At 60.2% G+C, this 21604-nt stretch carries 15 protein-coding genes; 8 read left to right on the forward strand and 7 right to left on the reverse strand.

The genetic code is table 11. The features are described 5' to 3' along the window. The first annotated feature begins 2 nt into the window (after positions 1 to 2). The 3 genes from LKE90_RS05600 to LKE90_RS05610 are packed head-to-tail and all read left to right on the forward strand — an operon-like array spanning position 3 to position 6035. Positions 3 to 1013 carry a DUF58 domain-containing protein gene (locus tag LKE90_RS05600; protein ID WP_291492934.1) on the forward strand — a complete coding sequence of 337 codons (1011 nt, stop codon included), beginning with the start codon at positions 3 to 5 and terminating at the stop codon, positions 1011 to 1013. After that, positions 1010 to 3868: a DUF4159 domain-containing protein gene (locus LKE90_RS05605; RefSeq protein ID WP_291492936.1), complete on the forward strand. Its 2859-nt coding sequence runs from the start codon at positions 1010 to 1012 to the stop codon at positions 3866 to 3868. The genes LKE90_RS05600 and LKE90_RS05605 overlap by 4 nt, the downstream gene beginning before the upstream one ends. 7 nt (positions 3869 to 3875) lie before the next feature. Beyond that, on the forward strand, positions 3876 to 6035 hold the full coding sequence (locus LKE90_RS05610; RefSeq protein WP_291492938.1) for a VWA domain-containing protein: 2160 nt from the start codon (positions 3876 to 3878) through the stop codon (positions 6033 to 6035). Positions 6036 to 6390: 355 nt separating this feature from the next. Here LKE90_RS05610 and gyrB read toward each other — a convergent pair whose 3' ends face one another. The 6 genes from gyrB to mutM form a co-directional block, all read right to left on the reverse strand. After that, complete coding sequence (gene gyrB / locus LKE90_RS05615; protein WP_291492939.1) at positions 6391 to 8832, reverse strand: DNA topoisomerase (ATP-hydrolyzing) subunit B; 2442 nt, start codon at positions 8830 to 8832, stop codon at positions 6391 to 6393. Between the two features lie 137 nt (positions 8833 to 8969). Then, the gene (recF, locus tag LKE90_RS05620; RefSeq protein WP_291492941.1) at positions 8970 to 10106 is read right to left on the reverse strand and encodes a DNA replication/repair protein RecF; all 1137 of its coding nucleotides are present in this window, start codon (positions 10104 to 10106) and stop codon (positions 8970 to 8972) included. A 31-nt stretch (positions 10107 to 10137) separates the two neighbouring features. Continuing rightward, positions 10138 to 11262, reverse strand: coding sequence for a DNA polymerase III subunit beta (gene dnaN / locus LKE90_RS05625; RefSeq protein ID WP_291492943.1), 1125 nt, complete (start codon positions 11260 to 11262; stop codon positions 10138 to 10140). Positions 11263 to 11414: 152 nt separating this feature from the next. Next, positions 11415 to 12824, reverse strand: a complete 1410-nt coding sequence (gene dnaA / locus LKE90_RS05630; RefSeq protein ID WP_291493036.1) for a chromosomal replication initiator protein DnaA — start codon at positions 12822 to 12824, stop codon at positions 11415 to 11417. A 541-nt stretch (positions 12825 to 13365) separates the two neighbouring features. Continuing rightward, the gene (rpsT, locus tag LKE90_RS05635) at positions 13366 to 13635 is read right to left on the reverse strand and encodes a 30S ribosomal protein S20 (protein ID WP_291492945.1); all 270 of its coding nucleotides are present in this window, start codon (positions 13633 to 13635) and stop codon (positions 13366 to 13368) included. Between the two features lie 102 nt (positions 13636 to 13737). After that, positions 13738 to 14673, reverse strand: a complete 936-nt coding sequence (gene mutM, locus LKE90_RS05640; protein WP_291493038.1) for a bifunctional DNA-formamidopyrimidine glycosylase/DNA-(apurinic or apyrimidinic site) lyase — start codon at positions 14671 to 14673, stop codon at positions 13738 to 13740. Between the two features lie 28 nt (positions 14674 to 14701). On the opposite strand from mutM, the gene LKE90_RS05645 reads away from it, so the two are divergent. The 5 genes from LKE90_RS05645 (at position 14702) to LKE90_RS05665 (ending at position 20672) form a co-directional block, all read left to right on the forward strand. Beyond that, complete coding sequence (locus LKE90_RS05645) at positions 14702 to 15520, forward strand: class I SAM-dependent methyltransferase (RefSeq protein ID WP_291492947.1); 819 nt, start codon at positions 14702 to 14704, stop codon at positions 15518 to 15520. Between the two features lie 3 nt (positions 15521 to 15523). Then, positions 15524 to 16909: a bifunctional phosphopantothenoylcysteine decarboxylase/phosphopantothenate synthase gene (locus LKE90_RS05650; RefSeq protein ID WP_291492949.1), complete on the forward strand. Its 1386-nt coding sequence runs from the start codon at positions 15524 to 15526 to the stop codon at positions 16907 to 16909. Positions 16910 to 16948: 39 nt separating this feature from the next. Beyond that, on the forward strand, positions 16949 to 17413 hold the full coding sequence (gene dut, locus LKE90_RS05655) for a dUTP diphosphatase (protein ID WP_291492951.1): 465 nt from the start codon (positions 16949 to 16951) through the stop codon (positions 17411 to 17413). Between the two features lie 60 nt (positions 17414 to 17473). After that, positions 17474 to 19198: an ABC transporter permease subunit gene (locus LKE90_RS05660; protein WP_291492953.1), complete on the forward strand. Its 1725-nt coding sequence runs from the start codon at positions 17474 to 17476 to the stop codon at positions 19196 to 19198. Between the two features lie 100 nt (positions 19199 to 19298). Then, on the forward strand, positions 19299 to 20672 hold the full coding sequence (locus LKE90_RS05665) for an ABC transporter ATP-binding protein (RefSeq protein WP_291492955.1): 1374 nt from the start codon (positions 19299 to 19301) through the stop codon (positions 20670 to 20672). A gap of 119 nt (positions 20673 to 20791) precedes the next feature. Here LKE90_RS05665 and LKE90_RS05670 read toward each other — a convergent pair whose 3' ends face one another. Further along, positions 20792 to 21583 carry a class I SAM-dependent methyltransferase gene (locus LKE90_RS05670; RefSeq protein WP_291492957.1) on the reverse strand — a complete coding sequence of 264 codons (792 nt, stop codon included), beginning with the start codon at positions 21581 to 21583 and terminating at the stop codon, positions 20792 to 20794. Positions 21584 to 21604 lie beyond the last annotated feature (21 nt).

Raw genomic sequence — 21604 nt, forward strand, 5'->3', positions numbered from 1 at the left:
TCGTGGCGCAAGACACTTCTTCCTCGTCCGGCGGTTTTTTCTCCAGACTGGCGGACAGGATACGCTCGGCCTCTCCTGCGGCCGGACGTGACACAGCCGCCCTCATCAGCGGCAGTCCCGCTGTGCTGGCGTCAGAAGCGGACAGGCTGGCGGCGACGCTCGCTTCCCTCGTGCCGGAAGCTGAACGGATCGCCGCGACTGTCGCTGCCGGACTGCACGGTCAGAGGCGTTCCGGTCCGGGTGAGACGTTCTGGCAGTATCGACCAGCTTTGCCCGGCGAACCGGTCACACGCATCGACTGGCGGCAGTCGGCCCGCAGTCACAAGGCCTATGTGCGTGAGACGGAAGCCGAGCATGCCCAGACCATCCATCTCTGGTGCGATCTCAGCCCGTCGATGGTGTGGTCTTCCCAGCCGTTTTCTCTGCCCTTGAAGCGGGATCGCGCCATTCTGCTGTTGCTGGCGGCGGCGTCCCTGCTGGAGCGGAGCGGCGAACGTGTGCGCCTTGTGTCTCCGAACGGGCGTGTCGATCTGCCACCCGGCGCGGGCAGGATCGCAAGTCGTATCGCATTAGCGCTCACGTCACTGGTCCGGCAGTCCGATGAGACGGCTCTTCTGAAGGGCACGGTTCTGCCTCCGCATTCACAGCTTGTCATCGCCAGCGATCTCCTTGCTCCAGACAAGGATGTGACAACCCTTTTCCGACAGCTATCGGGAAGTGGCGTCCGTGCTCACATTCTCCAGATCATCGATCCCGCCGAACGTGCACTGCCCTACGCCGGGCGCATCCGTTTCGAAGGCTTGGAAAACGAGGCGAGCCTGACTCTTCCCGCAGTGGAAACTCTGCGTCCCGAGTATGACGCCGCCTTCGCGCGCAGACAGGCGCATCTCCGGGCCATTGCGGAACGCTGCCGCCATACTTTCCAGCCTCACCAGACAGACACCTCTGCGGCCGCTGCCCTGCTCTCTCTCAGCGCCTCTCTGTCAGGCCACCGGGGGGGCGGACGTCCATGATCTTTCAGTTCCCTGCCCTGCTCGCGGGTCTGTTGAGCCTTCCGGCCATCTGGTGGCTGTTACGCGCCCGTCCGCCTTCGCCGCGCGCCCAGATTTTCCCGCCTGTAGCTCTGCTGGCAGCGCTCCATCCCAGACAGGATGATGCGGCGACACCTCCGTTCTGGCTGCTCATCCTGCGTCTGGCTGCGGCGACGCTGCTCATTCTGGGGCTGTCCGGTCCGGTCATTCCGGGCAGACCGGTCCCCTTGCCCGGAAGCGGCACCCTGCTGCTTGTCATCGACAATGATATGATGACCGCTCCCGACTGGAGCGAACGAACTGCTGCGGCCCATGCGCTGCTCGACGCGGCAGGAAGGGCTGGCCGTTCCGCTGTCCTTCTGGCAACGGCGTCCGAAGACCGAGAAAATCCGGCGACACTCCGTGCTCTTCCGGCGGAGCAGGTTGCCCTGACGCTCGATGCGCTACGCCCTCTGCCATGGGCCGCCGACCGCGCTGTTGCCGCCCAACGGCTGGAGAAAATGAAAGCGGACGGGCTTTCTGTCGGGGCAACCATCTATCTGTCGAATGGTCTTGCTTCTGACGACAAGAACGGTGATGCGGCGGATCGCTCTTTCAAAACCGCTATGCAGACATTTGGCGCCGTTCAGGAAATCCGTTTCACGGGTAACGGCGTCTTTGTCCTCAGTCACGCCGTGGCAGAAACTCAAGACGCATCACCTGACAGCCTCTCAACCGCTGGCGTCATGGCGCGTCTGGAGACTCTGCCGTCCGCTCTTCCGCGACGTATTCGGGTGAGAGCCCACAGTGAAGATGGTGGAACGCTGTCTCTGACCGATGTCACTCTGCCAGCCGGAACCAGCAGCGCGCCGGTCTCTGTTTCCCTGCCGACTGTCATGCGTAACCGGGTCGATATGCTGACGATCGACGGCAGCGCCAGCGCGCCTGGAACCCTACTGCTGGACGAAGGCGACAGGCTGCGTCCCGTCGGGCTGATTGCGACCGGCAGCGGCGACACGCCTCTGGTGGGAAATCTGTTCTATCTGCGCCGAGCCCTTGCACCGAACGCCGACCTGCATACCGGCAGCACCGCCACGCTTCTCTCACAGCCTCTATCGGTTCTGATTGCTCCGGACGGCACTCTCGCCGATACGGAGACCCAGCAGAAAGTCGCGGACTGGGTCAGAATAGGTGGCACACTGATCCGTTTTGCCGGTCGCACGCTCGCCGGGCATGAAGACAGCGTCCAGAGCACGCCTGACACAGCCGGCAGTGAAACGGCTGCTCATGCGGCCCCGGAAAAGACCCTGCTTCCTGTGGCGCTGATGCCCACGGCCCGTCAGTTGGGTGGCGCCATGTCATGGGGCAAGCCACAGTCTCTGGCTGACTTTTCGACAGATTCCCCCTTCCATGGCCTTACTGTCCCGAAGGATGTGACCGTTTCCCGGCAGATCCTTGCACAGCCAGCGACAGACCTCTCGGCTCATAGCTGGGCGCGGCTTACTGACGGCACGCCCCTCGTGACCCATGCCACACTCGGCAAGGGAGAGATCGTGCTGTTTCACGTCACCCCCACGGCGGACTGGTCGAATCTGCCGCTCTCCGGCCTGTTCGTGTCCATGCTCACACGGCTTATCGAACATGCTGGTGGTGTGGATATCCCGTCCGACAACAGTGTGCTGGCTCCGGTCATGACGCTGGATGGAGAGGGTGTTCTCGGCTCGCCCTCTCCGCTCGCCCGAGGACTGGCTTCCAGCAAGTTCGGCACTACGGCCGTTTCTCCGGAGCATCCGCCCGGACTGTATGGCTCACGCGCCGCACGACGCGCCCTGAACGTAGGCGACACGCTTCACAGTCTGTCACCACTGCCTCCGACAGGGGCCGTCACCAATCCTGCCGGGCATCGACCTGACAGGCTGATAGGTCCGACATTGCTGGCCATCGCACTTCTGCTTCTGGCAACCGATGCGCTGGCGACGCTCTTTCTGCGTGGTTTTTTCTCCCTCTCACGTATACGCAGAGCCCTCCATCTCTCGATCATTTTCGGACTTTCTTCAGCGGCTCTCGCCTCTTCCGGATTTGCACAGGATGCGCCTGTCGCTCCTGAAGTCCCTCCATCTGCTACGGCCAACGTGCCGGGAGCGGCTCTGGAAACCCGGCTGGCCTATGTCATCACAGGCAATCCGGAAGTGGATACTGTCTCTCAGGAAGGACTTCAGGGACTTTCCGACTATGTGAACGCCCGCACTTCTGCGGTGATCGGACATCCAGACGGCGTGCATCCGGGCAAGGATGACCTCGCCTATTACCCGCTGCTTTACTGGCCGATCACGCCGGACTCTCATGTCGATCCGGCTGTGACGAGCGCCCTGACCACCTTCATCGCACATGGTGGCATGATCATCATCGACACGCAGGGCGTGGATACCACTACCTCCGGCGATAGCGACACACTGGCGGGCGAGGCTCCCGGCAGTGCCGCCGCGCTTCGTCGCGTTACGGCGGGACTGCCCATTCCTCCGCTCACCCATCTCGATGACCATCATGTGCTGAGCCACACATTCTATCTGCTGCATGACTTTCCGGGCCGCTACGCCGGTCAGCCTGTATGGGTCGCCCGCGACGGTGAGGCCGAGAATGATGACGTCAGTCCCGTGATCATCGGCAGCGCTGACTGGGCGCATGCGTGGGCCGTGGATCAGAATGGCGACACACGGTTCGCAGTCCTTCCCGGCGGAGACGAGCAGCGGCGCACGGCCTACAGGTTCGGGGTCAATGCCGTCATCTATGCGCTGACCGGCAACTACAAGGCGGATCAGGTCCACGTTCCGGCAATCCTCAAACGTCTGGGACAATGAGGGCGGCATGATCGATACCTTCACTCATACCATCGCCTTCGTTCCTCTGCTGCCTCACTGGCTGCTGTTCACGCTGGGTGGCCTGCTGGTCATCATCACGGCGATCGGCCTGCTGGTCCGTATGCGTGGCACCGTCCTCCGTGCGCTTGCCGGTGCTGTTGTTCTGCTGTGGCTGTCAGGCCCGCAATCGCTGAAGGAAACGCATCGGGAACTGCCTGAAACCGCACTGGTCATTGTCGATCAGACGGGATCGATGCAGGTGAAAAACTGTGCCGCCATCGCCCGTGCTGCTGCCCGCATCCTTGGTGAACAGGGCTCCGGCGGACCCGGATTACGCACCGTCACCGTGCGAGGAGAGCAGACGGGGGGCACGCGCCTGTTCGATGCATTGTCGCAGGCCGCCGCCGACATTCCGCCGGAGCAACTGGCGGGTGCTATCCTGATCACGGACGGCCAGACCCGTGATGCGCCAAAGGGGATTCCGGATCGTCTGGCCCTACATGACAGTCAGGGCCATGCGGTTACTCTGCCGCTGCATGTACTGATGGCCGGACGCGGAGAGGAGACCGACCGTCGTCTCCGTATTCTTCAGGCTCCCCCTTACGCCATTGTCGGTAAATCCGCGCTTATCCGCATTCAGGTCGATGATCTGGGACCGGGAACGCAACCCGGCACACCGGCTACCATCACACTGACCACTGATGGCAACCCGGCCCTGAGCGTGCCTGTCCGGACGGGTGAGCCTCAGGATATTTCGCTGCCGGTCTCTCATCCCGGCGAAACGCTTGTCGGTCTGAACGTCTCGACACTTCCGGGTGAAGTTTCCACGCAGAACAATCAGGACATTCTGACCATTACCGGCGTGAGAGACAGACTGCGCGTGCTGCTGGTTTCCGGCACACCCAATCAGGGTGAGCGTGTCTGGCGTCGTCTGCTGAAAGCTGATCCGTCCGTTGATCTCGTGCACTTCACCATCCTGCGTCCGCCGGAAAAGGATGACGGCACACCTCTGTCCGATCTGGCGCTGATCGCATTCCCCGTCGAAGAGCTGTTCCAGAACAAGATCGATCAATTCGATCTCATTATTCTCGATGGTTTCGAGAACAGGCACATTCTGCCACCAGTCTATCTTCGCAACATCGCCCGTTTCGTGCGCAAGGGTGGTGGTCTGTTCCTGATTGCAGGGCCGGAATTCACCGGGCCTTATTCGCTACAGGAGACCGCCGTTGGAGACGTTTTGCCGGCTCACGTGCCTGCCTCTCCACCCGATCTCGCTCCGACCGAGGCCGCACCCGGCGTCACCATCCGTCGCTTCCGCCCCCAGTTAACGGAAGAAGGGCGACGTCACCCCGTGACAGCCGAGCTTCCGGGAGCCCCAGCCCCACGCTCTTCTACAGATGCGGATAGAGAAATCGCCAATGAATGGGGACCGTGGTTCCGGGCCTTACGCCCCGATGAGACGCATGGACAGGTGCTGATGAGCGCTCCCGATGCGTCTCCACTTCTGGTGCTGGATCACGTCGAAAACGGACGTGTAGCCCTGCTTCTTTCTGACCAGATATGGCTCTGGTCCCGTGGAGAACTGGGGGGTGGGCCACAGGCTGAGCTTCTGCGACGAATCTCACACTGGCTGATGAAGGAGCCCGACCTTGAGGAAGAGCGGTTGGAGGCTCACATCTTTGACGGGGCTCTGACCGTCACACGGCACAGCGTTTCAGATACCGCTTCGCCAGAGGTTACACTCACGGCGCCGGATGGAACGAAATCGGCGATGACCCTGCATGGAGCAGGTCCCGGCGTTGCTGTCGGACAGCTTGCTGTGGCGCAATCCGGCATCTGGACGGCCGACGATGGCACTCATCGCGCTTTCGCCGCACCAGTGCAGACCAACCCCGAAGAGTTCTCCGATCTGCGCCTCACAGCCGACACCATCGGCCCTGTCGCCTCCCGTACAGGAGGAATAGTTGCGTGGCTTGGTGACGACATTAACAAACTGATCGTCCCCCCTCTCCGTTATGGCACAGGCAAAGATTTTCTCGGGTTTCCTCAGAGACATGCCCATATCCTGACAGGAACCAGCGCATCACCGCTGCTGCCTGCATGGGCTACTCTCCTCGCTGTTGTTCTTTTGCTTGGAGCAGGTTGGTACCGGGAAGGGAGAGGTTAGTGTTTAGGCGTCCGTAGCCTCTGGCGAACACGGATGTCGGTTCCTACGGGAGCATTAGTCAGCTCGAACGACCGGCGCCGTGCGTGTCTGCGGGTGAATCTGAAGCATCGTTCGGATCACTCGGCCTTCCTGCAAACGGAAGAAACCACGGAGCGTAACGCAAGTATTCCCCGCGCTACATCATCCCAGTGACGTCTCACCGCACTACGCGAAGATGCCCGCTAAAACGCAAACAAGTCTCAGACCAACATCGGGTCACTCCGAAAAAGAAAAAGCCCATCCTCACCTGACAACAAGTGAAAACGGGCTTTTTCAGGCTCAATAAACCAGAAAATACGACTATTAGGCCTCTGCGTCAGACGTCGAGATTGGCCACCTTGAGCGCATTGCCGACGATGAAGTCACGGCGCGGTTCAACCACGTCCCCCATCAGCGTCGAGAACACCGCGCCAGCCTCTTCCGTATCCTCGACACGGACCTGAAGCAGAGTGCGGGTCGCCGGGTCGAGCGTGGTGTCCCAAAGCTGTTCGTCATTCATCTCGCCGAGACCTTTGAAGCGATTGATCGCCAGTCCCTTGCGGCCCTGCGCCAGCAGGCGGGCGAAGGCCTCAGCCGGGCCTGCAACCGTGACTTCCGTTCCGGCATCAAGCCTGAGGTGAATTCCGTTGGCGTAATCCCGCACAAACCGCTCCACATTGGCAGCGAGCCAGCGGGCGTCGTTTCCAGCCAGTGTGGAGGCCTCCATGCGATAGGTCTCGCCAATCCCGCGCACGCTCCGGCCCATTTCCAGACCGGACTCGTTGAGCGAGACCTTCCAGCCACGCTCGGACTCGCGGGAAGCCGCGTCCAGACGTCGCTGCAATTCCGGAACCTGTGACAGAGCCGCATCGCGATCGCTATTGAAAACTCCGGCGATGGCGGCCTGTTCAATGACCCACAGCGGGATACGGGATGACAGACGCCCGATCACACGGGACGCGTCCCGCATGAAGTTGATCTCCGCAAGCAGATCGTCACCCTGCAGGAGACGCCCGCCCCCCAGTGTCAGCGCGGCATTACCCAGCGCCTTGTCGAGCAGATACTGCTCAAGGGCCGCATCATCCTTGAGATAGCGTTCTTCATTGCCACGTTTGGCGCGATAAAGCGGCGGTTGGGCGATGTAGAGATAGCCCTTCTCGATCAGTTCCGGCATCTGGCGGAAGAAGAAGGTCAGCAGCAGCGTACGGATATGCGACCCGTCCACGTCAGCGTCGGTCATGATGACGATACGATGGTAACGGAGCTTGCTGATGTCGAAACCGCCCTGATCAGCCTCACCTCTTCCTATTCCGGTGCCGAGAGCCGTGATCAGCGTACCGATCTCCGCAGAACCGAGCATCCGGTCGAAGCGTGCGCGCTCGACGTTCAGAATCTTGCCCTTGAGCGGCAGGATAGCCTGAAAACGGCGATCACGTCCCTGCTTGGCGGTCCCGCCAGCGGAGTCACCCTCGACGATGAAGACTTCGGCCTTGGAGGCGTCGCGTTCCTGACAGTCAGCCAGTTTTCCGGGCAGCGAGGAAATATCCAGCACGCCTTTGCGGCGCGTCAGTTCACGAGCACGGCGAGCGGCCTCACGGGCGGAAGCGGCGTCGAGCACCTTGGCGACAACCTGCTTCGCCTCTTTCGGGTGTGTCTCGAACCAGTGACCGATCATGTCGGCAGCAGCCGTATGCACGACAGGCTGTACTTCGGACGAAACCAGCTTGTCCTTGGTCTGTGAAGAGAATTTCGGATCAGGCACCTTCACCGACAGCACGGCGGTCAGACCTTCACGCATGTCCTCACCCACCAGCGAGGCTGAGTCTTTCTTCGCAATGCTTTCGGCATATTTGCCGACGATACGGGTCAGCGCCTGCCGGAAGCCGGCCAGATGCGAACCACCATCCCGCTGCGGGATGTTGTTCGTGAAACACAGCATCGTCTCGTGATAGCTGTCGTTCCAGGTCAGGGCGAACTCGACCTTGATGCCGTTTTCCGGATTTTCAAGACTGCCGGAGATGGGGGGCGTGATGATCGGCGCGCGGGCACGATCCAGCCATTCAACGAAAGCGATCAGACCACCATCATAGTGGAAGACTTCTTCCTTGAACGGCTCGGTGCGTTCATCACGCAGAGTAATCTTGAGTCCCGAGTTGAGGAACGCCAGTTCACGCAGACGGCGCTCCAGAACGGAGAACTCAAAGATCGTTTTTGTGAAAGTCGCAGCGCTGGGCTTGAAGGTGACCTGCGTGCCACGCTCGGCATCCGATGGTCCTACAACCGTCAACGGCTCAACACGCTCACCATGCGCGAAGCGGATGACATGCTCCAGTCCCTGTCGCCAGATCCGCACTTCCATCCACTCGGAAAGGGCGTTCACCACGGCCGCACCGACGCCATGCAAACCGCCGGAGACCTTATAGGAGTTCTGGTTGAATTTGCCGCCTGCGTGCAGCTTGGTCAGAACGACTTCCGCCGCGCTGACCCCTTCTTCTTCATGCATGTCGGTCGGAATGCCACGACCGTTATCACGAACGGTGACGCTCCCATCCGCATTCAGCGTCAGCTCACAATGTGTCGCGAACCCAGCCTGCGCCTCATCAACCGCGTTATCAATGATTTCAAACGCCATATGGTGAAGGCCGGACCCGTCATCCGTGTCGCCGATATACATGCCCGGACGTTTGCGTACAGCGTCCAGTCCCTTGAGCACCGAAATGGAGGACGCGCCGTAGTCGTCATTTTCGGCGGAAGAAACAGAACTGGAAGTTTCGGTCATAACGGGATGAATGCTCCGGTCGTTCGCTCAGGGTGCAGCGGAGCCCGTTTATAGCTGCTTATCTCCGTCCCGACCAGCATGTGAGCGCATCTACACACCCTCATCAGTGGTTTTTCCATCTTTGCCCGACGTATTTTTCAGGCAACGGTGGATGGAACTATCTGCCCGTCCCGAAGCGTGATGAAACTGGCTTCATTCATCAATGGTGCGAAAGGAGAATGGTCTGTCCCGGTCAGCAGAACCGGCGTCTGAAAACCGAGAAGAGTCTCAAGCAGCGTTCCCCTGCGCCGTTCATCGAGATGCACCAGCGGCTCGTCAAGTAGAAGCATCGGCGCGGTTCCGGCGCTTTCACCCATCAGGCGGGCGTGCGCCAGAATGATGCCGATCAGCAGGGCCTTCTGCTGCCCGGTACTGGCCTCCGCCGCCTGCCTTCCCGTTCCAAGATCCTGAAGTATGAAATCGCTACGATGAGCCCCGACAAGCGCGTGCCCACGCTGTCGGTCCGCAGGACGTCCCTTCCCCAGCACGCCCCGCAACCAGTCCTCGACCGCAAGTGCCGGTTCCACGTTGAGCCGATCAGCGATCGGACAGAGCAGCGAAAGATGGGCGGAAGGAAAAACCCCCTGCGGATCAGCGCCTGTGACGTTCAGACGCGCGACCATCTCGCGTCTCGCCGCGACAACGGCCACGCCGTGCCGCGCCATGGCGTCCTCAATCCCGGACAGCCAGACATCATCCGTGCGACCTTCTGAGAGAAAGCGGTTCCGCTGCGCCGTCGCCCGTTCGCAGGCAGCCAGTTCCGGCGCGTGCTGCGGCACCATCGCCACGACGAGGCGATCCAGAAAGCGGCGGCGGCCACTCGCACTTTCGCCGAACAGCCTGTCCATCTGCGGTGTCAGCCAGACAGCGGACAGATTGGTCGCGGCAACGTCCCGCGCCCGCATCTGCACGCCATCGAGCAGGAATTTCCGCGCACCGGACTGCCCGGGCTCCATACCGGTGGAAACCTCAAAATCGCTGGTATCGTCAGAAAATCGGGCCGTGACACCCCAACCTGTCATTGCAGAAGCAGTGGCGCTTTCCCGCAACGGGAGATCGACATTTCTGGCCCCGCGCAGGCCACGCCCGGGAACCAGCAGCGACAGCGCTTCCAGCAGATTGGTCTTGCCACTGCCATTCTCACCGGTGATCACCACCGGCGAGCGCTCAGGTTCCCATACAAACCGTCGATAATTCCGGAAACCGGCCAGAACGAGACGATCGAGCGACGTCATGACTGAGACCGGTCAGAAGGAACGGATCAGGTCAGACCCGCATGGGCATCAGGACGTAAAGCGCCGAGGGACTGTCAACATCACGCACGATGGTCGGCGCCGAACTGTCGGCGAACACGAACTCAACATCCTTGCTGACCTGATCGGTAATATCGTTCAGATAGCGGGCCTGAAACCCGATCTCCATGTCGTCGCCATCATAGGTGACGCGCGTGTCGTCCAGCTCTTCCTTCGCTGTGCCCTGATCAGCACTCGTGGCGGAAAGGATGAGCAGATCACGCGACAGCACCAGCTTCACAGGACGCGAGCGCTCCTGACTGATCGCCGCGACACGCCCGACCGCATCGGAGAAATCCTTCTTGCCGACGCGCAGGGTGCGGTTGTTGCCGGACGGAATGACGCGCTGGTATTCCGGGAACGTGCCGTCGATCAGCTTGGAGGTCAGAGTGATGCCCCCCACCCCGAACTGGATGCGGGTGTCGGAGACGGAGACGTCCACTTCATCCGGCGCTTCATCCAGCAGCTTGCGTATCTCACCAATGGTCTTGCGGGGGATGATCACCCCCGGCATTCCGGAGGCCCCCGCAGGAACCTCGGTCTCGACACGCGCCAGACGATGACCGTCCGTCGCCACAGCACGCAGTACACCGCCCGCGTCACCTTCCGTCACGTGCATGTAGATGCCGTTCAGATAGTAGCGGGTTTCTTCCGTGGAAATGGCGAAGCGGGAACGGTCGATCAGGGATTTCAGCACACCGCTGTTCAGCTTGAACTGATGCGGGAGATCGCCTGCCACCATGGAGGGGAAGTCATCGACCGGCAGCGCATTCATCCGTGTCGCATAACGACCGGCACGAAGATCGAGCTGGGACTCTCCACCCGGATGGCTCAGTTCGACTTCAACACCATCCGGCAGCTTGCGGACAATTTCATACAGAACAGCCGCCGGAGCTGTTACCGCGCCGGGCGTCTGAATTTCCGCAGGAACCTCCTCAACGACCGCAATCTCCATGTCCGTCGCGGTCAGGCTGAGGCTGCCATTGTTGGCGTCGATCAGAACATTGGCGAGGATGGGAATTGTGTTCCGCTTCTCGGCAACGCTCTGAATGTGTGCAAGAGCCTTGAGCAGCGTTGCGCGATCGGCCGTAAACTTCATCGACACCAGTTCCCCTGTCCTGCGGATAGTGTTTCCGCGCTCCAACCCTCATCAAGCAGATTGGAAATCAAGGCAGGCAATCTAGCAGGCGACAGGGCTGGGGCAAAGAGTCAGAAACGGTTTTCTTTTTGAAACCTTTGCTTTTCAGACGATCAGCTCTCCAGCATCCGACGCAGAAGTTCAACATCCTCTGCAAAAGCCGTATCCCGCTCCATCAGTTCCTGCACACGGGAGACCGCGTGCATGACCGTCGTGTGATCACGATTACCGAACTTACGCCCGATTTCAGGCAGGGAACGGCTGGTCAACTGTTTCGCCAGATACATCGCGACCTGCCGGGGACGCGCCACGGCACGGGCGCGGCGGGCGGAGGACATGTCGGTCAGACGGATATTCCAGTGCTCGGAAACCTTGCGCTGGATTTCCTCGATCGTCACCCGGCGATCATGCGCCTTGAGAATATCATGAAGCACATCCTGCGTGGATTCCAGAGTGATCGGACGCCCGAACAGATTGGCATGAGCAATCAGGCGGTTCAGCGCGCCTTCAAGTTCACGCACATTGGTCGTGATCTTGTGGGCCAGAAATTCCAGCACCTTCCCCGGCACAACCACGCCGGACGCGGAAGCTTTTGCTTCCAGAATGGAAATACGCAGCTCAAAGGTGGTCGCGTGAATGTCCGCAACCATGCCACAGCCGAGACGGGTCCGGAGGCGGTCTTCCAGCCCGGAAAGATCGGAAGGCGACTTGTCAGCCGACACGATGATCTGTCGTCCGGCATCGACCAGCGCGTTGAATGTATGGAAGAATTCTTCCTGCGTGTTGTCCTTGCCGATCAGAAACTGGAGATCGTCGATCATCAGCACATCGACCGAACGCAGATGATCCTTGAATTCGACCGTCGACTGGGAGCGGATCGCGGCGATGAAGCGGTACATGAACTTCTCGGCCGACATATAGGCCACTGAAATACCACCCCGACGCATCAGTTCCGCGCCGATGGAATGCATCAGATGCGTCTTTCCCAGACCGACGCCCCCATACAGAAACAGTGGGTTGAAACCGACGCTCGACGGCTTCTCGGCGACACGACGCGCACAGGCGTAAGCAAATTCGTTGGGCTTGCCAACGACGAACGTATCAAACGTGAAACGCTGATCAAGCGGGGCCACCAGATCGGCTCTTGTATCGGCCACACGGTCAGCCGGAGCGGACGCCGCACGGGTCGTCGTCACAGGCGTCACTTCGGAGGGAGCGGAAGACGTCTCATCTTCTCCATCCGCGACAGACGGCATCGCAGCAGCATCGCCCGGTCGCATGACCTGAAGCTCGACGCGACGGATGGCCGGGATTTCCTGATTCCACAATGTGCTCAGGCGGTCACCATACTGGCTACGAACCCAGTCCCGCAGGAAGCGTGTGGGAAGCATCAGGGTGACTTCATCACCATCGACCGGCCCCAGCACGATCTGCTGAAGCCAGGTGCGATATTCCACATCCCCGACCTCTGCCCTCATGCGACCGGAAATTCTGTCCCATGCACCTGTGAGCAGGCCTGACATACCAGACGAAGCAGACTGCAATCCGGCACCTTCATCTGAACTCAACGGCATTTCGGAAGATGGGGTTACCGGCATCGTTTCTGCGCACTCACTTCCCCGGATCATTGCTGGATCAGACAGGCCCTGCGAGACCCTACCCGGCAACTTCGGCGACCAATCATCAAAGACACACCGACATCCGGGACAAAGCACACCCCGGAAAACCTCCGGGGTTCATTTTGGACAGGAACGGACGGACAACGGCAGCATATTGGGTTCGGAAGCGGCTCTCCCTGTCTCCAGAGAAGACCGTACATTCACGATCCCGACGAAATTTCAGATTAGGCAAATGCACCTGCCAAAGCAACGCATTTATGCCTGAAAACCCGTATGAAAAATAACCATTTATTCTGAAACAGCCATCATCCCACATCACCGCATGGTCTGACCATAGAGCAAAAACAAGCCGGACTCCCGATGGGAATCCGGCTTGTTTCTCAGCCGTCTCAGGCGCTGTGAAGGAGGGCAGACCGTTTCAGAAAAACAGTTCGCCCCGCTTTCTTCAGGCCGTTGCGATTGCCTTGATACGGGCAGACAGACGGGAAATCTTGCGAGCCACAAGGTTGTGGTGAACCACGCCCTTGGTTGCTGCGCGCTGGATTTCCGGCTGAGCAAGCTTCAGGGCTGCATTTGCCTCTTCCTTGTTGCCGCTGGCGATAGCCGTCTCGACCTTCTTGATGAAGGTGCGCATGCGGGACATGCGGGCTGTGTTGCGGGCAGTGCGGCGCTCCGTCTGACGGATGCGCTTACGGGCAGATGCGATGTTCGCCATTGTGTCTATCTGATCCAGAAGTCGATACGGTTATACGCGCTCCACCCGAAAGCGGCCGCGCTGAATTAGGTGCGGTTCTCTAAGCCAACGAAAGGCCGCGCGTCAAGCAGAGTTCTTGCTTTTCCGCGAGATTCTGCCCTGCCTGTTGCCGGGAGCCACACTCACCGCCAGCTGATTATCCACAGCAGGCTGCTGTTGTGGACAGAAAAACGTGGAGCGCCCGGCCTGCGTGATCTGCGCCACGCCCGGACAACCTGACTTCCCCCTGCAATCCGGACATGGCTGTCCGGCACGACCGTAAACACGCCAGGCATGCTGGAAATATCCAAGCTCGCCGTCCGGCTGGACATAATCCCGCAGACTGGAACCGCCCGCTTCGATCGCCTCCTGCAACACCGCTCGGATCGCCACGACCAGCCGCTTCAGCGCCGGCCGTCCCAGCAGACCCGCAGGCGTTTCAGGGTGGATACGCGCACGGAACAGGGCTTCGCACACATAGATATTACCCAGACCCGCTACGACCCGCTGATCCAGCAGCATCACCTTCACCGGGCTGCGCCGTCCTGAGAAGGCTCTCAGAAGCACATCGACGGTGAAAGCGGGATCAAAAGGTTCCGGTCCCATGGCCGCAACCAGAGGGTGCTCATCCTCCCCATCCGTGGGGACAAGATCGAGCGCGCCAAACCGACGCGGATCGACCAGCCCGAAGCGCTGACCGCCCTCCGTGGTGAACGCAACATGCTCGTGACGCAGCTTGCCCTCCCCCACTTCCAGCGTTGCGTCGGCGTCATCCAGCATGACCCGCCCGGACATGCCGAGATGCAGCAGAACCGACTGACCGCCGGACACACGGATGAAAATATATTTCCCCCGCCGACGAAAACTCTCGATCGTCCGGCCCTTGAGCGCCTGCCCGAGGCCGGGCGGCAGAGGCCAGCGAAGGTCAGGACGACGCACGACGATGGCGTGGATGCGCTCGCCGAGAAGGCGTCCCATCATTCCACGCATCACGGTTTCTACTTCAGGGAGTTCTGGCATGACGCCAAACACGCTATAGAGTGCAGCCATGACCGACAATGCCCCCCCCAGAAACACTCATGACCTCCACGCCGCGCCGCATTCCACCGGGACTACTCCCGGGGCTGCTGGCGACGACACCGCCGATTTCGGCTTCCGCGCCGTGCCCAGAGAAGAGAAAAAACCTCTCGTCCGGGCGGTCTTCGACAGTGTAGCGAGTCGCTATGATGTGATGAACGACCTCATGTCTCTGGGGGTTCATCGAGTCTGGAAACGGATTTTCAACGCCGAGCTTGCACCGCAGCCCGGCCTGAAGCTTCTCGACCTCGCAGGCGGCACCGGCGACGTGACGTTCGGTTGGCTCGCTGGCGGTGGCGGACCGGCCATCATGACGGACATCAACGCCAACATGCTGTCGGTTGGCCGTGACCGCGCCATCTCGCGCGGCTATGTGTCGGACCTGTCCTTCTGCGTGGTGGACGCCGAACAGATTCCACTTCCCGACCGCTGCATGGATCGCGTGACCATCTCCTTCGGCCTGCGCAACTGCACGGACAAGCTGGCCGTCCTGAAGGAAGCACGCCGCGTCCTGAAACCGGGCGGTCGTTTCCTCTGCCTCGAATTCTCCCGCGTGCAGGTCGCCGCTCTGGCGCCTATTTATGATGCGTGGTCGTTCAAGGTTCTCCCCACAATGGGGGCGCTCATCGCCAAGGATCGTGACAGCTACCAGTATCTGGCCGAGAGCATCCGCATGTTCCCGGATCAGGAAACGCTGGCTGACATGTTCCGTGAGGCCGGATTCTCGCATGTTCGCTACCAGTCCCTGTCCGGTGGCATCGCCGCGATCCACTCCGGCTGGAGACTCTGATCCATGACCGCCGCGACGACACAGGCGAGACCGCCCCGGCGCGTTCTGCTCATCGTCAGCGGCGGCATTGCGGCCTACAAAGCGCTCGAACTGGTCCGCCTGCTGAAAACAGCCGGAATCGGGGTCCGATGTGTCCTCACCCGCGCCGCGAGTGAGTTTGTCACACCGCTGTCGCTCCAGGCGCTGAGCGGCGAACCCGTCCACCAAGACCTGTTCTCCCTGACCGACGAGCAGGAAATGGGGCATATCTCCCTCTCCCGCTCGGCGGACCTTGTGGTTGTGGCGCCCGCCACGGCCAATATCCTTGCGAAAATGGCGTCCGGTCTGACCGATGATCTGGCCAGCACCCTGCTGCTGGCCACCGACACACCTGTCATGGTCGCGCCAGCCATGAATGTACGGATGTGGGACCATCCTGCGACACGCACGAACATGGATACGCTGCGACAGCGCGGCGTGGTCGTCGTCGGGCCGGACGAGGGCGAAATGGCGTGTGGTGAATATGGTCCCGGTCGGCTGGTTGAGCCGACAGTTCTGCGTGACGCCATCCTCGCACACCTTGAGACGCTTTCCTCCGGCAAATACGCTTCTTCCGCCGTCCCGACGCAGCCGCCCGACACCTCCGCCGTCAGTCTGCGTAATGGATATTTGTCCCACCGCGTGCAGAACGACGTAGCCCCGGAAATTTCCTCACACTGGCGTCCCCTGATCGGCAAACATGCGCTGGTGACGGCGGGACCGACTCATGAACCGATTGATCCGGTGCGCTATCTCGGCAATCGCTCATCCGGCCTGCAGGGCTATGCCATCGCCGGGGCGCTTGCCGATCTGGGCGCACAGGTGACGCTGATCAGCGGGCCGACCTCTCTGCTGGCCCCTTCCAATGTTTCCCTGATCCGGGTCGAAACCGCGCAGCAGATGGAAGCGGCTGTCATGGGCTCGCTCCCGGCTGATATCGCGGTCTGCACGGCGGCGGTGGCCGACTGGCGCGTGGCGGTCCCCGTTTCGTCCAAGATCAAGAAACAGGCGGGCTCTCCCCCGCCCACCCTCGTCCTCGAACCCAATCCGGACATCCTCGCCAGTATTTCCAGACCGGGCCCGAGCCGACCTTCTCTGGTGATCGGCTTCGCCGCCGAGACCGATGATGTCGAGGCTAACGCCATCGCCAAACGTCAGCGCAAGGGCTGCGACTGGATCGTCGCCAATGATGTCTCGACAGGCACAAATGTCATGGGCGGGACGGAAAACACGGTCATCCTGATTACCGAAGATGGCGTGGAACATTGGCCCCTGATGGCCAAAACCACTCTTGCGCTGAATCTGGCTCGTTGCATCGCCCTGCGTTTCGGGGCTCCCGCCCTTGCAAACAGTGAAGAAGGCCGAGCATGATGCTGGCTTCTCCATCACTCTCGGAAACGGAACTTTTTTGTGAACGCACCGGTTGTTCAGGTCGCTGTCCGGCGCCTGCCCCGTTCGGAAGGGCTTCCCCTGCCATCCTATGCCACCATCGGTGCCGCTGGCATGGACCTTCTCGCCGCCGTCGATAGCACGATCACGGTGCCTCCGGGAGAACGGACCCTGATTCCGACAGGACTCTGCATCGCCCTGCCTGCCGGTTACGAGTTGCAGATCCGTCCCCGCTCCGGCCTTGCCCTGAAGCACGGCATCACCCTGCCGAATTCACCCGGCACGATAGACGAGGATTATCGTGGTGAATTATGCGTTATTCTGATGAACGCCGGACAGGAAGCCTTTACGGTGGAACGGGGCATGCGGATCGCTCAGGCAGTCGTCGCTCCGGTTTTTCGGATTGCATGGAATGAGGTTGATGACCTTGAGGCGACGGAACGTGGCGCTGGTGGCTTTGGCAGCACAGGCACGCACTCTTCCTGACAGAAGCATGAATCGCCTCCACCGCATCGGACGCCCCCACACCGGACGACACGGTTCCCGATGAGCGGCACGTCTTTCCTTTTCGATGCTGCGGGACTCACGAAGAGAGTCAGCCATGCTTCCCCTCGCCTGACGATGATTGTGGCAATGCTCTGCGTCGCAGGTGTCATGCTGGGATTCGGCTCCAATGCCACAAGCTGGTTTGGCGTCGTCGTTTCCGACCCACAGTCACCGGCGCAGGTTTTACCGCTTACCGCGCTGCCTCTCGCGCTGTTCGTCACGACAGCGCGTGTTGCCTTCTGGTTTACCCTGTCCGTCCTGTGCGCCCTTGCAGGCTCGGCGCTGGTTTTCGGACGGGAAAAGCCCGGACGAGTGGCGCTCGCGCTTCTTGAGATCGTGCAGGCGGTTCCGATCCCTGCCTTCATGGTGCTCGCCCTGCCTGTGTGTTTCGGGGCTCATGGTTGGCTTGCCGGCCATCCGCTCGCCGGCGAGATTCTGATCGGAGCCCCCGCTTTCGCCGCGCTCACCTTTCCCATGACCGACGCAGCCATCCGCGCCCATCAGGAGGTGCCTTCGCATCTTGTGCTTGCGGCCCGCAGTCTGCGTCTCCGGGCATGGCCACGTTTCTGGCGACTTTACGCACCGTTCGGTCTGCCCGCCGCCGTCCAGAGCATCGGACACGCCATGTCGAATGTCTGGCTCGGCCTTATTTTTGCCGAGGTCTACGCGGGGATGAAAGGGCTGCCTCTCCCGCCGGGACTGGGCGGTCATGCCGTGTCCGCAATCAGGAACAACGCCGCCCTACCCTTCACCCTGACGCTTCTCGCCATGGGGGGGCTTGTCGTGATGACGGATATGTTTTGTGTCCGTCCCATGAGGAAATGGGGTCAGCGTTTTGAAAAAGGCGTATCCGGTCGCAGCACATCCCCTTTCATGGGAGATATTCCCCTGATCGGGCGTATACTCACCGACGGAACACGACTTCTGAGGATTGTCGGCAATCTGCCTCTTGGCCCGGCACCAAGAGCAACCGTTCTGGACGACCCCGAGCAGACGCCACGGATCATCGCTCTCATCATTCCTGCTCTTCTGGGCGTTGCCGGACTTCTGACATGCGCCGCTTCCCCCAAGGGTCTCCCTGATCCCGACGAATGGCTGCGGGCCGGACTTCTCGGTATCGGCGAAATGCTGAACCTGTTTGTGCCACTGGGTCTCTGCTCCATTGTCCTGCTCCCCATCGCCGTTGGACTGAAGCGCTGGGCAGACCCGATCCTGCCAATCTTCCGCTTTCTGACCCTTTTTCCAGCGGTTCTGCTGTTTCCGCTCGTCGTCGCGCTGGTTGGGCCTGAGTCTGTCCTGTCGCCTCTGCTGTTTGTCGGCCTGCCATTCTTTCTCGCCTTCTATCTGCTCGTCGGCGTCCGGGACTTCCCCCGCAATCTTCAGGAGGTTGCCAGAGCCTATCGCATACGAGGCTGGCTCAAGTGGAAGACCATTCTTCTGCCGGGCCTCGCTCAGTCATGGCTCAGAGGGGTTCACAGGGCGTTTTTCTGGGGATGGAACGCCATTATTGCCGCCGACATGACGTTATGGGGCACTCATGTTTCCGAGCACGGCCTGATCGGTCGATCCATCATCAACGCCTCCAGCAAAGGCGATATGGCGCAGGCCTCACTTGGCATCATGGTCATGACACTTCTGGCCATGGGAAGCGAAGCCCTGATCTGGCGGCCTCTCGACCTCTATGTCAGACGCCGCACGGCCGGACACGTGAAGGAGATACCCTGACCATGTATTCTCTCCACGTTTTAAAGGGTTTTTCCGTTTCAGATGACCTGTCAGGCTGTCATCGGATCATTTCCAGACATAATTACGCAGGATAAGCGCCATGTTTTCCACTGACGCCCACCCCTCTCTGGAAAAAAAGCAGGCTGCCACATCCAGACCTGACGCGCCGCTCCTGTCGCTACGCGATGTGGGCCAGTCCTATCATCGGGATTCCTCAACGGACGTCCAGATTCTCGACGGGGTTTCACTGGATGTGAAACCCGGCGAAATCGTTGGCCTTCTTGGACGTTCCGGGTCCGGAAAATCCATGCTGCTGCGTATCATGGCCGGTCTTCTCACACCCAGCAGCGGCACAGTGCTCTGGCGCGGTACGACACTGAAACGTCCCATAGCCGGACTGGCTATGGTGTTTCAGTCCCCTTCCCTGTTTCCCTGGCTGAATCTCCAGGACAATGTCGAACTGGCCCTTGAAGCAAACGGCATGAAGGGAAAAGACAGAAAGCAACGGGCGGAAGAAGCTATCGATCTGATCGGCCTCGGAGGGTATGAAAATGCCTGGCCGCATGAACTGTCCGGCGGTCTTTCACAGCGGGCCGGACTGGCGCGCGCTCTTGCGGTTCATCCCGATCTTCTGCTGATGGATGAACCCTTTTCCTCGCTCGATGTTCTGATAGCGGAGAATCTTCGCACGGATCTTGTCGAACTGTGGTGCGAGAAAAAACTGCCGGTGCAATCGATCCTGATGGTGACGCACAGTATCGAAGAAGCTGTGCTGATGTGCGACCGTATCCTTGTCTTTGCGGCCAATCCCGGTCGCATCGAGCATGAAGTCGTCGTCCCTCTTGTTCATCCACGCCTGCGCGACGATCCTTCCTTTGTTGAAATCGTTGACCATATCTACACATTGATGACACGACGCACACCCGTCGTCTCGGAAGCCGATCTGCCTGACACGACAATCGGACAGACCGTTCAGCCCCGACATCTCCCGATCGCGGCTGTTTCAGTGGGCAGCATGGTGGGACTGATAGAGGTACTGGCGGCCCCGCCGGTCAACGGTCGGGCCGACCTTCCCTTTCTCGCGGCGAAGGCGCATCTCGAACTCGATGATCTGTTTCCTCTCGTCGAGGCACTGCAAATTCTCGAACTCGCGGAAGTCGAGGATGGCGATCTTCTGCTGACACATGAAGCCCAGCGTTTCGCGGAAAGCGAATTTGATGAGCGCAAGACGATCCTGCGCCATGCCCTGCTCAACGCCCTGCCTCTGGTCAAAACGATCTGCGCCGTTCTGGATGAACGCCCAAGCCATACGGTTGGGGCGGACCGTTTCCGGGAAGAACTGGGAGAAAGCATGTCCGCGGCTTACGCCCAGCAGACCCTGCAAACCATCATTGCATGGGCGCGCTACGCCGAGCTGTTTGACTACAATGAAGAATCTGACCAGCTTTTCCTGAACAGGGACAGCGCGACCTGACCCTTTGGGGCACGCTGTTTTAAACGGACCATGACACGTCCCGCCATAATCCATCAGAGCGCCGTGTCTTGACAGCCCACACACCACGCTCTGATCAGTGTTTTTCACACGGTCATGAGTTATCGGGCCGGTTTGCGAAATTTGTAAACGACCTGATCCGTGTGTCCTTTTATGGTCTCGTCGAAAACAGATGCGGCATGCGTATCCTGTGCATTACGCAAGGCGCTGCTTTCACTCTCAAAAACAAAGCCCGCTTTTTCCACCTGTGAGCGGATCAAAGCCGGGTCAATACGATGTAACGTTTTTGCCGTGTCCTCTGTGCTCCCTGCTGCGGCAACATGGTCAATGACCATATACACACCACCGGGACGCAGAATATTAAAGACCGACCGGTCAAAAGCCAGCGCGGCCTCCACACCACGACCATAAACATCGTGATAATTCTGAGAGGTCCATGCCATATCGACAGGTTCGGGAAGTGACAGGGCGAGCATCGACTCTGCCAGAACCGAAACATTGGAGAATGCTGGCTCAGCGGCGATCGCCTTCACGGCATCGGCTGCACTCGGCTTCTCAGCCACACGCTCCGCCGCGACAAGCGCGTAAACATGCCCGGTCTTTCCAACAACATTACTGAAAATACGTGTAAAATAACCTTGCCCCGGCATGATGTCCGCGACTTTCATGCCCGGTCCCATTCCGGCGAACGCCAGCAGTTCAGCCGGTTTGCGAGTTCTGTCCCGCGCACGGTCCGCTTCTGGTCGGTCCTTGTTGGAAAGCGCCGCCGCAATCGGCAATGTTCTGACCTGACTGCCTCTGAAAGCGGGCTGGGCCTGCACACCATGCGGAACACTCAGGCCTGTTCCAGCCAGCAGCCCCATGACCGAACACATGACGATTTTCTTGCGCATTCCATCTTCTCCCAAATGAAA

It is taken from the genome of Acetobacter sp. (assembly GCF_022483985.1).
Taxonomy (GTDB): Bacteria; Pseudomonadota; Alphaproteobacteria; order Acetobacterales; family Acetobacteraceae; genus Acetobacter.

Coding starts and splice junctions, on each gene's coding strand:
- LKE90_RS05610 (WP_291492938.1), top strand. CDS start 3,876: ATGATCGATACCTTCACTCATACCATCGCCTTCGTTCCTCTGCTGCCT.
- LKE90_RS05670 (WP_291492957.1), bottom strand. CDS start 21,583: ATGCGCAAGAAAATCGTCATGTGTTCGGTCATGGGGCTGCTGGCTGGA.
- dnaA (WP_291493036.1), bottom strand. CDS start 12,824: ATGTCAGGCCTGCTCACAGGTGCATGGGACAGAATTTCCGGTCGCATG.
- LKE90_RS05650 (WP_291492949.1), top strand. CDS start 15,524: ATGACCGCCGCGACGACACAGGCGAGACCGCCCCGGCGCGTTCTGCTC.
- dnaN (WP_291492943.1), bottom strand. CDS start 11,262: ATGAAGTTTACGGCCGATCGCGCAACGCTGCTCAAGGCTCTTGCACAC.
- mutM (WP_291493038.1), bottom strand. CDS start 14,673: ATGCCAGAACTCCCTGAAGTAGAAACCGTGATGCGTGGAATGATGGGA.
- LKE90_RS05605 (WP_291492936.1), top strand. CDS start 1,010: ATGATCTTTCAGTTCCCTGCCCTGCTCGCGGGTCTGTTGAGCCTTCCG.
- LKE90_RS05645 (WP_291492947.1), top strand. CDS start 14,702: ATGACCGACAATGCCCCCCCCAGAAACACTCATGACCTCCACGCCGCG.
- LKE90_RS05660 (WP_291492953.1), top strand. CDS start 17,474: ATGAGCGGCACGTCTTTCCTTTTCGATGCTGCGGGACTCACGAAGAGA.
- recF (WP_291492941.1), bottom strand. CDS start 10,106: ATGACGTCGCTCGATCGTCTCGTTCTGGCCGGTTTCCGGAATTATCGA.
- rpsT (WP_291492945.1), bottom strand. CDS start 13,635: ATGGCGAACATCGCATCTGCCCGTAAGCGCATCCGTCAGACGGAGCGC.
- LKE90_RS05665 (WP_291492955.1), top strand. CDS start 19,299: ATGTTTTCCACTGACGCCCACCCCTCTCTGGAAAAAAAGCAGGCTGCC.
- gyrB (WP_291492939.1), bottom strand. CDS start 8,832: ATGACCGAAACTTCCAGTTCTGTTTCTTCCGCCGAAAATGACGACTAC.